The 12,890-nt window shown below is 72.5% G+C and carries 15 protein-coding genes, 1 tRNA gene and 1 pseudogene; 12 read left to right on the top strand and 5 right to left on the bottom strand.

Going from position 1 to position 12,890, the window contains the following annotated elements; all coding sequences use genetic code 11:
* The coding region (locus tag VN520_RS18465; RefSeq protein ID WP_325748015.1) for an alpha-1,2-mannosidase at positions 1–1,452 on the bottom strand (1,452 nt) is incomplete at its 3' end.
* Between the two features lie 94 nt (positions 1,453–1,546).
* Positions 1,547–2,293 (bottom strand): cobalt-precorrin-6A reductase, encoded by a 747-nt coding sequence (locus VN520_RS18460; protein WP_325748014.1) that lies wholly within the window; start codon positions 2,291–2,293, stop codon positions 1,547–1,549.
* 15 nt (positions 2,294–2,308) lie between these two features.
* On the opposite strand from VN520_RS18460, the gene VN520_RS18455 reads away from it, so the two are divergent.
* Positions 2,309–3,427, top strand: a complete 1,119-nt coding sequence (locus VN520_RS18455; RefSeq protein ID WP_325748013.1) for a cobalt-precorrin-5B (C(1))-methyltransferase — start codon at positions 2,309–2,311, stop codon at positions 3,425–3,427.
* 69 nt (positions 3,428–3,496) lie between these two features.
* Here VN520_RS18455 and cobM read toward each other — a convergent pair whose 3' ends face one another.
* Both cobM and cbiE read right to left on the bottom strand, forming a co-directional pair.
* Positions 3,497–4,246, bottom strand: a complete 750-nt coding sequence (cobM, locus tag VN520_RS18450; protein WP_325748012.1) for a precorrin-4 C(11)-methyltransferase — start codon at positions 4,244–4,246, stop codon at positions 3,497–3,499.
* Positions 4,243–5,514: a precorrin-6y C5,15-methyltransferase (decarboxylating) subunit CbiE gene (cbiE, locus tag VN520_RS18445; protein ID WP_325748011.1), complete on the bottom strand. Its 1,272-nt coding sequence runs from the start codon at positions 5,512–5,514 to the stop codon at positions 4,243–4,245. Before cbiE ends, cobM begins: the two co-directional genes overlap by 4 nt.
* Before the next feature lie 182 nt (positions 5,515–5,696).
* Here cbiE and VN520_RS18440 point away from each other — a divergent pair, with 182 nt between their 5' ends.
* From VN520_RS18440 to VN520_RS18410, 6 genes and pseudogenes are all read left to right on the top strand, one after another.
* A complete protein-coding gene (locus VN520_RS18440; RefSeq protein ID WP_325748010.1) occupies positions 5,697–6,158 on the top strand; it encodes a YciI family protein in 462 nt (153 codons plus the stop codon).
* Positions 6,155–6,316: pseudogene (locus VN520_RS18435) on the top strand (RNA polymerase sigma factor); the annotation flags it as partial. The gene VN520_RS18440 and the pseudogene VN520_RS18435, both read left to right, overlap by 4 nt.
* Before the next feature lie 17 nt (positions 6,317–6,333).
* Positions 6,334–7,284 (top strand): hypothetical protein, encoded by a 951-nt coding sequence (locus VN520_RS39660; RefSeq protein WP_414719885.1) that lies wholly within the window; start codon positions 6,334–6,336, stop codon positions 7,282–7,284.
* Positions 7,166–8,716: a M20/M25/M40 family metallo-hydrolase gene (locus tag VN520_RS18420; RefSeq protein WP_325748008.1), complete on the top strand. Its 1,551-nt coding sequence runs from the start codon at positions 7,166–7,168 to the stop codon at positions 8,714–8,716. Before VN520_RS39660 ends, VN520_RS18420 begins: the two co-directional genes overlap by 119 nt.
* Before the next feature lie 249 nt (positions 8,717–8,965).
* Entirely contained in the window at positions 8,966–9,262 is a 297-nt protein-coding gene (locus VN520_RS18415) for a type II toxin-antitoxin system VapB family antitoxin (protein WP_003955420.1), read from the top strand.
* A 141-nt stretch (positions 9,263–9,403) separates the two neighbouring features.
* Complete coding sequence (locus VN520_RS18410) at positions 9,404–10,000, top strand: LytR C-terminal domain-containing protein (protein ID WP_325748019.1); 597 nt, start codon at positions 9,404–9,406, stop codon at positions 9,998–10,000.
* Positions 10,001–10,051: 51 nt separating this feature from the next.
* Here the strand turns inward: VN520_RS18410 and upp are convergent, their stop codons facing one another.
* Positions 10,052–10,687, bottom strand: coding sequence for a uracil phosphoribosyltransferase (gene upp, locus VN520_RS18405; RefSeq protein ID WP_325748007.1), 636 nt, complete (start codon positions 10,685–10,687; stop codon positions 10,052–10,054).
* Positions 10,688–10,802: 115 nt separating this feature from the next.
* Here upp and VN520_RS18400 point away from each other — a divergent pair, with 115 nt between their 5' ends.
* The 5 genes from VN520_RS18400 to VN520_RS18380 all read left to right on the top strand — a co-directional run bounded on the left by VN520_RS18400 (position 10,803) and on the right by VN520_RS18380 (position 12,793).
* Positions 10,803–11,039: a hypothetical protein gene (locus VN520_RS18400; RefSeq protein ID WP_414719884.1), complete on the top strand. Its 237-nt coding sequence runs from the start codon at positions 10,803–10,805 to the stop codon at positions 11,037–11,039.
* 217 nt (positions 11,040–11,256) lie between these two features.
* Positions 11,257–11,832, top strand: a complete 576-nt coding sequence (locus tag VN520_RS18395) for a hypothetical protein (RefSeq protein WP_325748017.1) — start codon at positions 11,257–11,259, stop codon at positions 11,830–11,832.
* 81 nt (positions 11,833–11,913) lie between these two features.
* A complete protein-coding gene (gene tadA / locus VN520_RS18390) occupies positions 11,914–12,342 on the top strand; it encodes a tRNA adenosine(34) deaminase TadA (RefSeq protein WP_325748016.1) in 429 nt (142 codons plus the stop codon).
* A gap of 79 nt (positions 12,343–12,421) precedes the next feature.
* Positions 12,422–12,506, top strand: a tRNA-Ser gene (locus VN520_RS18385).
* A gap of 56 nt (positions 12,507–12,562) precedes the next feature.
* Positions 12,563–12,793, top strand: a complete 231-nt coding sequence (locus VN520_RS18380; protein WP_325748006.1) for a hypothetical protein — start codon at positions 12,563–12,565, stop codon at positions 12,791–12,793.
* The last annotated feature ends 97 nt before the right edge of the window (positions 12,794–12,890 follow it).

The raw sequence follows: 12,890 nt of genomic DNA, 5'->3' as shown, positions 1-12,890 counted from the left end.
CTCCGCCCTTTCCGCCTCCGCCGCAGGGTCGGCGGGGCTCTCCGGCACGGTGACGGCCGTCCCCCGGTAGCCGATGGGGCCCTCGTCGTACCGCTGGTAGTAACCGCTGAAGCCGGCCGGCCCGACACCGGTGAACCCCACGCCGGAAAGCTGTATCTCGTCCGCGCCCCCGTTGCCGGTGATGTCGAGGCGGTAGCGGGTGAACGGGGCGGCCGGGGCCCCGCCGATCCGGAACGTCCTGGCCTCGAAGCGCTCGGTGAAACCCTCCCCCGACCGGGAGTCCAGCCGGGTCCAGTGTTCACCGTCCGTCGAGCCGTGGAGCAGCCAGTCCCGGGGATCGCGCTGCGGGAAGTCGTCGGCCGAGGTCAGGGTGTACGAGGTGAGGGCGACGGGACGCTTGAACTCGAATTCCACCCAGGCCCGGTCATCGCCCGCCAGCCACTTCTCCTGCGAGGCGTGGAGCAGGTGGTCCGCGATCTCCCCGGCAGCCGTGTACTCGTCACTCACGTCGGACACGGACGCGTCCGCGGTGAGGTCCGACGAGGCGTCCGCGCCGCTCGGGGTGATGCGGAGCCCGGCCACACCGGAATTGCCCCGCTGGTCACGCCAGGTCACCCGCTCCACGGGGCCCGAGCCGTCGTCCACCAGGAGCCGCAGCTCGCCGGAGGTGTGCCAGCCGCCGCCCCACCCCTCCTCCGTCTCGAACCGGTGCACGGGTGCGCCCTCGGTGCCCTCCGGGAAGGCCCAGCGTCCGGTGATCCTGCCGCGGAGCTCGGCGAGTGTGCCGTCGGCGGCACGGTGGTGTCCGTGGAAGTCGGACATGTTCGACTGGAAACTGATCGCCGACTCCGCGCCGTCCGCCCCGCGCCACCCCAGCTGCGCGGGCAGCGACTGTTCGCCCCGGTCGACGTGGAACAGCAGCCGGGGGCCGGGCCTCCAGGACGAGGTGAAGGGCTCACGGCGCTCGGTCGTATAGGCGAAGACCGTGTCGCGGGCCGCCTCCGCCGCCATCGCACGCTCCGAACGGCCACGCTCGTAGACGGAGTCGAGCGTGACCCGGTAGAGCCAGAGCATGCTGCGCGCGTCGTCCGCCGTGCGTACCTCCAGGGTGTTGGTGCCCGGCCGCAGCAGGCGTCCCGGCACGGCGAACACGTTGTCCTGCGGCAGGTCACCGCCGCCGGGGACCGTGAGGCCACGGGCGAGCACGTGCTGGTTGACCACCAGGTCGACCGGGGCGTACCCGGGAGAGCGGCCCAGCTTGGACACCAGAGCGGTCACCTTGAGCGTCACCTCGCCGATCTGTTCCCCGGCGTCCACCTCGAAGTCCAGCGCGACCCTCGCACCGGCGCTCATCGCCAGGTGTGAGGAGGCGGCATGACACGCCTCGTACGTCGTAGCGCAGTTGGACACACGGGCCGGGGTCGCGGAGAAATCGGCGAACGTGGGCTGCATGCACGGCTCCTGAGGTCGCGTCACAGCCTATGCGTGACGCCGGTGAGTGGGTGGGTCCCCACGCTAGTGACGCCCACTGACAACCCGGGCCACGTCAAGGGAGAAGGGTCCGCAGCAAGGCAAGGGCCTCCTCCGGCGTCCCGGCCGCCGGCACACCCGGAGGGACCGGCGGGCGCGCCACCACCACGACCGGGATTCCGGCCTCGCGGGCGGCCGTGAGCTTGGGGGCGGTCGCGTCACCTCCGCTGTCCTTCGTGACCAGGACATCGATGCGGTGCCGCCGCATCAGCTCCCGTTCGCCCTCCAGGGAGAACGGCCCCCGGTCCAGCAGGACCTCCATCCGCGCCGGGTGCGGGGCGTCAGGAGCGTCCACCGAGCGCACCAGGAACCACAGCGGGTCCAGTGCGGCGAACGCCGCCAGACCCATGCGTCCCGTGGTCAGGAAGACGCGCGATCCCAGCTCCGGCAGCAGCTGCGCCGCGCCCATGAGGGAATCGGTGATGTGCCACCGGTCGCCCTCGGCGGGCACCCAGCCGGGCCGTCGGAGAGCCAGCAGGGGAACATGGACAGCGGCGGCGGCCGAGGCCGCGTTGAAACTGATCGTTCCGGCGAAGGGATGGGTGGCGTCGATGACCGCATCCACATGGTGTCCGCGGAGCCAGTCGGCCATGCCCTCGGCTCCGCCGAAGCCGCCGACGCGCACCTCGCCGGGCGGCAGCTTCGGCCGGGCGACGCGTCCCGCGAGTGAGCTGGTCACCCGGACCCCGTCCGCTGCCGCCAACGACTCCGCCAGTCGGCGGGCCTCCGTCGTGCCACCGAGGACGAGTATGTGCAAGGGCATCGGATCGGTCCATCCATGAGCAGTGAGGCGCAGGGCGGGCGCACCGCCCAACTCAAGCACACCGGTCTGCGGCCGGGATGGACGACCGGGGCCTGCGCGACGGCGGCGGCCACGGCCGCGTACACGGCCCTGCTGACCGGCGAGTTCCCCGACCCGGTGACCATCACCCTGCCCAGGGGCCAGACCCCCGCCTTCGCACTCGCGGTGGAGGAGCTCGGCGACGGACGGGCCACGGCCGGCGTGGTCAAGGACGCGGGCGACGACCCGGACGTCACGCACGGCGCGCTGGTGCGGTCCACCGTACGGCTGCTGCCGGCGGGGTCCGGTGTGGTGTTCCGGGCCGGGCCCGGCGTGGGGACGGTGACGCTCCCCGGGTTGCCGCTCGATGTCGGCGAGCCCGCGATCAACCCCGTGCCGCGTCAGATGATGCGGGACCACATCGCACGCGTGGCGGCGGAGCACGGTGGCACCGGAGACGCCGAGATCACGGTCTCGGTGGACGACGGCGAGGAGATCGCACGTTTCACGTGGAACATTCGCCTGGGCATCCTGGGCGGCCTCTCGGTCCTGGGCACCACAGGCATCGTGGTGCCCTACTCCTGCTCGGCCTGGATCGACTCGATCCGGCGCGGGGTGGACGTGGCCCTCGCGGCCGGGCACCGGCATGTCGCGGGGTGCACGGGCTCGACCTCGGAGAAGACGGTGGTCGCCGAGTACGGGCTGCCGGAGATCGCCCTGCTGGACATGGGGGACTTCGCGGGTGCGGTGCTGAAGTACGTCCGCCGGCATCCGGTGGAGCGGCTGACGATCTGCGGCGGGTTCGCCAAGCTGTCCAAGCTGGCCGCCGGGCACCTGGACCTGCACTCGGGCCGCTCCCAGGTCGACAAGCCCTACCTGGCACGGCTGGCACGTCAGGGCGGCGCGAGCGAGGAGCTGGCGGCGGAGATCGAGGTCGCCAACACCGGCCTCGCGGCACTGCAGCTGTGCGCCGCGGCTGGGGTGCCGCTGGGCGACCTGGTCGCCGTGGCGGCCCGGGACCAGGCGCTCTCGGTGCTGCGGGGAGCACCCGTGGCGGTCGATGTGATCTGCATCGACCGGGCAGGGGCCGTCGTGGGGCGCAGCGAACCCCGATGAGCGGCGCGGGACGGCTACGGGCGGGGGGGGCGGGACGGCGGCCGTTCCGTCCCGCTCCCGCCCCGCCCGTCAGCAGGTGTGGCGGTCCCGCTCCGGGGAGTACAGGTGGCTGTCGCGGAACTGCTCCGCACCCAGCGTCCGGCCGACCATGATCACCGCTGTCCGGATCACTCCCGCCGCCTTCACCTGCTCCGCGAGGGATTCCAGCGTGCCGCGCAGGATGATCTCGTCCGGGCGTGAGGCCATGGCGACCACGGCGGCGGGACAGTCGGCCCCGTAGTGCGGCAGCAGTTCGCCGACCACCCGGTCCACGTACCGCGCCGCGAGGTGCAGCACGATCAGCGCACCGCTGCGGCCCAGTGTGGCCAGGTCCTCGCCCTCGGGCATCGCCGTGGCCCGCTGGGCGATCCGGGTGAGGATCACCGTCTGGCCGACCGTGGGCACCGTCAGCTCCCGCTTGAGCGCCGCCGCGGCGGCTGCGAAGGCGGGGACCCCGGGCACCACCTCGTACGGCACGCCCGCCTCGTCGAGCCGCCGCATCTGCTCGTTCACGGCACTGAAGACCGAAGGGTCGCCGGAGTGCAGCCGGGCCACATCGTGGCCGTCCTCGTGCGCCCGCACCAGTTCGGCGGTGATCTGGTCGATGTCCAGCCGGGCCGTGTCCACGAGCCGCGCGTCCGAAGGGCATCCGGCGAGCAGTTCGCGCGGCACCAGACTGCCCGCGTACAGGCAGACCGGGCTGGCGGCGAGGACACGGGCGCCGCGCACGGTGATCAGGTCGGCGGCGCCGGGGCCCGCACCGATGAAGTACACGGTCATCTGTCGTCTCCTGGAGCGTGCGAGGTTTTCTGTACGGACCACTGGGTGACGGGCATGGCCTGGCGCCAGCCGGTGAACCCGCCGACGGGCACGGCATGGGCCACCGCGAGGCGGACCAGGTCACCACCGAACCGCCGGTACCACTCGGTGAGCAGCGCCTCGGACTCCAGCGTGACCGTGTTGGCGACCAGCCGGCCGCCCGGGGGCAGCGCGTCCCAGCAGGCGTCGAGCAGGCCCGGCGCGGTCAGCCCGCCGCCGATGAACACCGCGTCGGGCACGGGCAGTCCGGCCAGGGCATCGGGTGCACGGCCGGTGACCACGCGCAGCCCGGGGACGCCGAGCCGGTCCGCGTTGCGCTCGATGCGCCGTGCCCGGACCGGATCGCGTTCCACGGTGACGGCGCGGCAGGACGGGTGGGTCCGCATCCACTCCGCCGCGATCGAGCCGGAGCCGCCGCCGACGTCCCACAGGAGCTCGCCGGGGGCGGGGGCGAGCACACCGAGCGTGGCCGCCCGGACATGGCGCTTGGTGAGCTGGCCGTCGTGCTCGTACGCCTCGTCGGGGAGCCCGGGCACGGCTCCGAGGCGCAGGGCGCCCGGGTCGCTCCGGCAGTCCACCGCGATGACGTTGAGCGGGTCCCCGGGCGGATGCTCCCAGGTGCCGGCGAGCCCGTCCAGGCAGTCCTCGGCCGTGCCGCCGAGCTGTTCGAGCACCCGCATCCGGCTGGGTCCGAAGCCGTGGTCCCGCAGCAGGGCGGCCACGGCGGCGGGCGTGGCGGCGTCCGCGGAGAGCACCAGCAGCCGGCGCCCGTCGTACAGCGCGCCGGCCAGCCGGGCCGTGGGGCGGCCGACGAGGGTGACGGTCTCGGTGTCCTCCACCGGCCAGCCGAGCCGGGCGCAGGCGTACGACACCGAGGACGGGTGCGGCAGCACACGGAGCGCTCCGGCGCCCAGCTCCTCGGTGAGGGCCCGGCCGATGCCGTAGAACATGGGGTCACCACTGGCCAGCACGGCGGTCCTGCTCCCCGCGTGCGCGGCGAGCAGACCGCGTACGGCGGGCCGCAGGGGCGAGGGCCAGGAGACGCGCCGGCCCGCGCACTCCGGCGGGAGCAGCCCCAGCTGGCGCTCACCGCCGATCAGGACCTCCGCGTCCAGGAGCACCGCGCGTGCGGTGTCCGGCAGGCCGGCCCAGCCGTCGGCACCGATTCCCACGACACTCACGGCGGACGCGGGCGCCGGGACGGCGGGCGGGGGTGATGCGGGGGACACAGCGGTACCTCGGGGTCGGCGGGACGGCGCAGCCGAACTCTACGGGGGCTGCTTCCCGGCCCGTGCGGCGGAGTGATTTCGGAAAAGACCCCGCGTGGTGTCGAGGACGAGTCGCAGGCTTCGACGTCCCCTGTGAGAGTTGCCCACAGGGGACGGCGACCGAGAAGCCGAGGAGCGACACCATGAAGTACCTCGTGATGGTTCAGGGCTCGCAGGCCGACTACGAGGCCATGAGCGGCAAGCCGTCGGCCGGGAGCCCGGCCTGGAGTGAGAAGGACATGCAGGCGATGTTCGCCTTCATGGAAGCCCTCAACAACGATCTGGCCGAGTCGGGCGAGATGGTCGACGGCCAGGGCCTGACCGAACCCGCACGGACCCGCGCGGTGATGCCGGGCGCGGACGGCCGGCCGGTGGTCACGGACGGTCCCTACGGGGAGACCGAGGAACAGCTCGCCGGGTACTGGGTGCTCGACTGCGCGAGTCTGGACAGGGTCACCGAGATCGCCGCGCGCATCCAGGAGTGTCCGCAGCCGGAGGGCGCCCCCGTCCATCCGGTGCTGATCCGGCCGATCGAGGACGGCTCCGGCGAACCCCCGGCCGCTGCCGGACAGGGCACGCGCGCTTCCGGAGAAGAGGCCGTGTGAACGCTGGACCGACCGGTGTCGAGGACCTGCTGCGCCACCACGCGCCGCAGGACCTCGGCGCGCTCGTACGCCGCTACGGCCACTTCGACACGGCGGAGGACGCCGTGCAGGAAGCGCTGATCGCCGTGTCCCGGCAGTGGCCGGCCCGGGGGCTGCCCGGCCATACGACCTCCTCGTGCGCCGCACACCCGATGACCCGATGGCGGGACTGAGCCGGGTGGTGGCCCTCGCCATGGTGCGGGGCCCCCGGGCCGGACCGGCAGCCGTGACGGCCCTGGAGGACCGGCTGGCGGGCCACCACCGGCTGGACGCCGTACGGGCCCATCTGCTGGACGGGGCCGGGGACCACGAGGCGGCACGCGCGGCCTATCGGCGGGCGGCGGCCCGCACGCTCAGCTCACCGGAGGCCCGCTACCTGCGGATACGGGCGGACCGGCCGGCCCCGGCACCCTCCGGGAACACCGGAGACGCCGGGAACACGGAGACGCCGGGAACACCTGAGACGCCGGAGACGCCGGGGACACCGGGAACGCCGGGGGTGCCAGGGACATCAGGAATGCCGGGGACGCCGGGGCCCCGGGTGATCACGGCGCCGCACTCACGTCGTACCGAGTCGCCGAACCCGGCCTCCCTCGCGATCATCGGATGCATGACCGAGAGCGACAACGGCAAGGCCCGCGCCGACCGGATCGCCCGGGAGTCCGACACGGACGAACGGCTGGGCGGACAGTCCGGCGTACGGCCGACGGGCCGGCGGGAGGCCGCCGGGGCTTACGGCGAAGTGGGCCCGCACCGTTCGGTGGCCGGCATCACCGGCCCCGGCCCGCTCGCCGAGGTGCGGTCGCACGAACACCAGGCGAAGGCCGCAGACAGGACAGCGGCCCGCTCCGGGCAACCGCACCCGACCGCACCCGACCGCACCCGACCAGTGAACGGCCCCGGCTGCTCACAGACACCCGCCGGCTCGCCGGCCACTCCCCGATATCCGTTCACCCGGAAGGACCCCAGTGCACGCAACTCGTCTCAGAGCCGTGGCTGTCGTGGCCGCCACCGCTCTGTCCGTACCCCTCCTCCTCGCCGCGTCCACGGGCCGCGGACACACCTCCTCGCAGGACCCGGCCGGTGACGCCGCCGAACTCTCCCGGCACCTGGTCGAACGTTCCTCCGCCAAGGACGCGTACCGGCATCTGGAGCGGTTCCAGGCCATAGCCAGGTCCGCGGACGGCCACCGCGCGGCCGGTTCGCCCGGCCACGACGCCTCCGCCGCATATGTCCACCGGCTGCTCCGGAAAGCCGGATACCAGGTCGGCTACGAGGCGTTCGACTTCCTGTACACCGAGGCCCTCGCCGAGAGGTTCTCCGTGATCTCCCCCGCCCCCCGTGACATCTCGATCAGGGCGATGACCTACACCGCCTCCACCGAGGAGGGCGGGATCACGGCGGCTCTCGCCGCCGTCCCCGCCGACGGCACCACGGGCTGCGAGGCGGCCGACTACGCCTCGGCCGGTTTCACCGGAAAGATCGCCCTGATCGAACGGGGCGGCTGCTCCTTCGCCCAGAAGCAGGCGGCCGCCGCGACGGCGGGCGCGGTGGCCGCGGTGATCTACAACAACACCGAAGGGGTCCTCTCCGGCACCCTGGGCGGAGCCGAGGCGGGAAAGATCCCCACCGGTGGGATCACCCAGGACGAAGGCAAGGGGCTCGTCGCGGACCTGGCGAAGGGCGACGTGGAGGTCTCCCTCGAGATCCGCGAGTTCCGGGAGGAGCGGACCACCCGCAACGTCGTCGCCGAGACCCGCGGCGGTGACGACGCGAAGACGGTCGTGCTCGGGGCTCACCTCGACTCGGTCACCGACGGCCCCGGCATCAACGACAACGCGTCCGGTTCCGCCGGGCTCCTCGAAGTCGCCCTGGAGCTGGCCGAGTCGGACCGGAAACCCGCCAACAAGGTGCGGTTCGCGTGGTGGTCGGCGGAGGAGTACGGCCTGCTGGGCTCGGAGGCGTACGTGGCGAAGCTCTCCGAGGCACAACGCGCGAAGATCGCGCTCTACCTCAACTTCGACATGATCGCCTCTCCGAACGGCGTGCAGTTCGTCTTCGACGGTGACGACTCCGACGGCGTGGGCGAGGGGCCGGGCCCCGAGGGGTCCGCCCAACTGGAGCGTGACATCAACGCGTTCCTGGACAGCGAGGGCAAGCCGCACACCGGCACGGACTTCTCCGGACGCTCCGACTACGGGCCGTTCATCGAGGTCGGCATCCCGTCCGGCGGTACGTACACGGGTGCCGAGGGAATCAAGACGGCCGCGCAGGCCGCGACGTACGGCGGAACGGCCGGTGTCGCGTACGACCCCTGCTACCACGCCGCCTGCGACGATCTGGACAACATCGACATGGGGCACTTCGACACCAACATCGACGTGATCGCCGACGCGGTGGGCACCTACGCCCACGACCTGGGCTCGCTGTCCCGCCCGGTCCCCGCCGCGTCCGCCACCGGGGAGCCCCGCAGCGACGGCGGCCCACGCAAGGGTCACGCCCACGGCGTCACCGAGTAGTACCCGACAGGTACCGCACCCCGCGGGCGCGCCGTCGCCCGCCTGCGGGGTGACACGCCGAGGCGCCACCGGACCGCCATCGAGCGGCTGCCGCGCCGTCACCGCGCAGCCACCAGGGCGCACGCACGGACATGCCTCACCGGCATGACAGCCCATGCGGCGCTTCGATGTGTTTCATACCGTTATGGAAGCCACCCCAGTCCTGTCCCTTGGCTGCGCCGCGAGGCCCTTGCCCGGTAGGCTTTCCGTGTGATCTTCAAGCGCATCGGAAATGGGCGGCCATATCCCGACCACGGCCGGGAAAGCACCCGACAGTGGGCGGATGTCGCGCCGCGTCCGGTCCGCCTGGACCAGCTGGTGACCACCAAGGGCCAGCTGGACCTCGAGACCCTGCTCGCCGAGGACTCCACGTTCTACGGCGACCTGTTCGCCCACGTCGTCAAGTGGCAGGGCGACCTCTACCTCGAGGACGGGCTGCACCGCGCCGTGCGCGCCGCCCTGCAGCAGCGCCAGGTACTGCACGCCCGCGTGCTCGAACTGGGCTGAGCCCGCCACTCCCACCCATGGCGCATTTCGGGCCTTTCGAGTGCTTTTATGCACGTACGGGTGCCATAGGTTGATCATTTAGTAGGCATCATCACCAGCTCGCACTACGCTGCGGCCATGAGCATGCTGACCCCTCCCGGCATGGGCGGAAAGTACCGCATCACGGGTAACACGTTCCCCCGCATGCGCCGCCCCCGCCATCGCCGCAAGCTGGTCCTTTCGGTCACCGCCGCCGTGGTGGCCCTCGGCCTGGCCGGTTGGGGCACGCTCCAGATCATCGACGTCTTCACCGGCGGGAACAAACAGGCCAACGCGGCCGACCGCCCGAAGACCTGCCCCTCCCCGAGCGCCCCGGCGCCCGTGAAGGCGCTCCCGAAACCGGCCGCCATCAAGGTCAACATCTACAACGCGACGCCCCGCAGCGGGCTGGCCAAGGCCGCCGCGGCCGAGCTCAAGAAGCGCGGCTTCGCCATCGGCAAGGTGGACAACGCCCCGGCCGCGTACGACAAGAAGGTGCCCGGCACCGGCATGCTGCTCGGCGGCCCGACGGCCGTGAACGGCCCCTTCCCGGTGCTCACGACCCAGCTGCCGGGGGCCACGCAGAAGACCGACGCCCGCAGGACCGCGGACGTCGATCTGATCATCGGTACGAAGTTCAAGGCCTTCAGCACCCCCGCGGCGGCGGCGACGGCGCTCACCGCCCTGACGAAGCCGTCCCCGGCACCGTCCTCCTGCTGAGGCGGCGGGGGACGGACCGGTGAGCCTGGCCGGCCGGGGGCTCGCCGGGGGTCAGCCGGCGGTGCCGTACATCCGGTCACCGGCGTCGCCGAGTCCCGGCACGATGTAGCCGTGCTCGTTGAGCCGCTCGTCGACCGAGGCCGTGACCACCGTGACCGGCGTACCGGCCAGCTCGCGCTCCATCACCTCGACGCCCTCGGGCGCCGCGAGCAGCACGACCGCGGTGACGTCGTCCGCACCGCGCTTGATCAGCTCCCGGATGGCCGCGACGAGCGTGCCGCCGGTGGCCAGCATCGGGTCCAGGACGTAGACCTGACGGCCGGAGAGGTCCTCGGGCATCCGCGTGGCGTACGTCTCCGCCTGGAGCGTCTCCTCGTTGCGGATCATGCCCAGGAAGCCGACCTCGGCGGTCGGCAGCAGTCGCACCATGCCGTCCAGCATGCCGAGACCGGCGCGCAGGATCGGGACGACCAGGGGGCGCGGATGCGACAGCTTCACACCGGTCGTGGGCGTCACCGGGGTCTCGATGTCGACCTGCTCGGTCCGCACATCCCTGGTGGCCTCGTACGCGAGGAGGGTGACCAGCTCGTCGGCGAGCCGCCGGAAGGTCGGGGAGTCGGTGCGCTTGTCGCGCAGCGTGGTGAGTTTGTGCGCCACCAGCGGGTGGTCGACGACGTGGATCCGCATGCCGTCAACAGTAACCGGGCCCCGGACGGGCTTCCCGCCGGTCCGCGCTGGCATCAAGCACCTGTTCGGGGGGAAGGTGGGGACGTACGTACCCAGGCTTGGGGTGGTGTGTCGAGTGCCCGACGGGGAGCAGCGGAATCAGCGGCAGGCGGGACGCGACGTGCGCGGCCTGCCCGACGCGCGGGAGAACGTGCCCGACGCGCAGGAGAGTGACGCGGCGCGCCGGAGACGCAGGGCGCAGTTCCTCCGTGAGCTCCACGAGGCGAAGCAGCTGCGCGACCGGGTCCAGCCGCGCCGGGCCCGCGCGGCCCGTATGCGCCAACAGATGCGGATGCGTACATTCCGCTGGTGAGGGCCGCTCCCGGGCGGGCGGGGCGCCCCCGGACGAGCCGCGTGAGCACCCTCGGCTCGGATGCCCTCGGAACAACTGATGGCCGACGCAACGGTCGAAGAGGTCTCGCATCGCGCTCGTTTCTGCCACGATGCCGATTGGGCGGGGCCCAGAGCAGCCGGATGACCGTCTGCCCTCCCGTCGGACCGATTCACCTATGACCAGTGGGAGAGTCACGGTGTACTTCGCCGCACTGCTCGCGCGCACCGAAGACGGGTGGGAAGCGAGCGATACAGAGCTCGACGATGTGGAAACCCTGTCCGACCTGACGGATCTGGCCCGTGAGGCCTCGGTGGACGAGGACACGGTCCTGGTCTACATCGAGCAGGAGGACGCCTGGTTCGGCGTCGTCCGGGTGGACGGTGAGGAGGACCCCCGTATCTACGTCTCGGACGCGTCCGCGGCCGCCCGCTCCTCGTACGGGGAGATCCTGCTCACCGATGAACTGCTCGGCCGCGAACCGGGGGCCGACGACGAGATCGCCGCACTCGAGGAGCTCGTGGACCTCGAAGGTACGGAGGACGGTGAACCGGAAGAATCCCAGCCCGATGCCGGCGGCGTCGGCGTCGCTGCCACCGAACCCGATCCGGATGACGACGACCCCGGCGCCGTGCCGGCGGGGCCGCTCGGAGATCTCGGGGTCCTCGCCGACCTCGGGCTGTCCGAGAAGGATCTGCTGGGCCTGCGCACCGACGCGCTGGCGGAGATCGCGGACGCCCTGGGAGCGGCCGAGGTCCTGGAGGCCGTCCGTTAGGGTCCGCGGGTGAACGCACCACCCTCCACCCCCTCCTCACCGCCTCCGTCCGATCCCGTTCGGGACCCCTGGCGGGCATCCATGCGCCGGGCCCTGGACGAGGCCGCGCAGGCGGCGTCGGCCGGCGATGTGCCGGTCGGCGCCGTTGTCCTGGGCCCGGACGGCGCCCTGATCGCCACCGGTCACAACGAGCGCGAGACGGGCAACGACCCGACGGCGCACGCCGAGGTGCTCGCCCTGCGCCGCGCCGCCGCCGCTCTCGGCTCCTGGCGGCTGACCGGCTGCACCCTGGTCGTCACCCTGGAGCCCTGCACGATGTGCGCGGGCGCGCTCGTCCAGTCCCGGATCGGCCGGGTCGTCTACGGGGCACGCGACGAGAAGGCCGGTGCCGCGGGTTCGCTCTGGGACGTCGTACGCGACCGCAGGCTCAACCACCGCCCCGAGGTGATCCACGGTGTCCTGGAGGACCTGTGCGCGGACCTGCTGACGGCGTTCTTCCGGGAGCGCTGAGCGCGCCCCGCGCACGCTCCGGGCCGTCCTCGGGAATCGGATTTCGGACCAGGGCCCGGCATGGTCTAAGCTCTCTCTCGGTAGCGTGTCCGAGCGGCCGAAGGAGCTCGCCTCGAAAGCGAGTGTGGGGAAACTCACCGAGGGTTCAAATCCCTCCGCTACCGCTCTCACACCCTCCTGATCTGCGGAAACGCGATCAGGAGGGTGTTTTGCGTGCGGCATGCGCCGCGCGGCCGCGCCGCACCGGAAGAGGGCGGGGCGCAGCCGAGCCGCGTCGCGCCTTCCCTCGGAGGGGGCCGCGCCCCGCAACGCCTCCGAGGTGCTGAAGCGGTTCACCCCTCTCGTGGAGCAGTGGAGCAGTGGAGCAGTGGCCGGCCCCATGGTCCGCCTCGGCGCCCGCTCCCGCTTCGAGGCGGGCGCAGGAGCCGTCCGCCGCGGCCGGCTCAGCTGACACCGACTCCGGCCGCGTGCGTATCCTCCGGGTGGCTCAGGCGGCGTCCGGGAGCCCGAACCGCGCGGAGGCCCGCTCTCGCGAGAGCGCCCGGACC

The sequence above is a fragment of the Streptomyces sp. genome (assembly GCF_035563135.1).
Taxonomy (GTDB): Bacteria; Actinomycetota; Actinomycetes; order Streptomycetales; family Streptomycetaceae; genus Streptomyces.
Note: the sequence above shows the minus strand (reverse complement) of the source record. Positions and strands in the feature narration are given on the sequence as shown.

Excerpts from the sequence above, each read along its gene's own strand:
- VN520_RS18440 (WP_325748010.1), top strand. The coding sequence starts at position 5,697 with ATGAAGTACCTCGTGATGGTTCAGGGCTCGCAGGCCGACTACGAGGCC.
- VN520_RS18410 (WP_325748019.1), top strand. The coding sequence starts at position 9,404 with ATGGGCGGAAAGTACCGCATCACGGGTAACACGTTCCCCCGCATGCGC.
- upp (WP_325748007.1), bottom strand. The coding sequence starts at position 10,687 with ATGCGGATCCACGTCGTCGACCACCCGCTGGTGGCGCACAAACTCACC.
- cobM (WP_325748012.1), bottom strand. The coding sequence starts at position 4,246 with ATGACCGTGTACTTCATCGGTGCGGGCCCCGGCGCCGCCGACCTGATC.
- VN520_RS18455 (WP_325748013.1), top strand. The coding sequence starts at position 2,309 with ATGAGCAGTGAGGCGCAGGGCGGGCGCACCGCCCAACTCAAGCACACC.
- VN520_RS18380 (WP_325748006.1), top strand. The coding sequence starts at position 12,563 with ATGCGCCGCGCGGCCGCGCCGCACCGGAAGAGGGCGGGGCGCAGCCGA.
- VN520_RS18460 (WP_325748014.1), bottom strand. The coding sequence starts at position 2,293 with ATGCCCTTGCACATACTCGTCCTCGGTGGCACGACGGAGGCCCGCCGA.
- tadA (WP_325748016.1), top strand. The coding sequence starts at position 11,914 with ATGCGCCGGGCCCTGGACGAGGCCGCGCAGGCGGCGTCGGCCGGCGAT.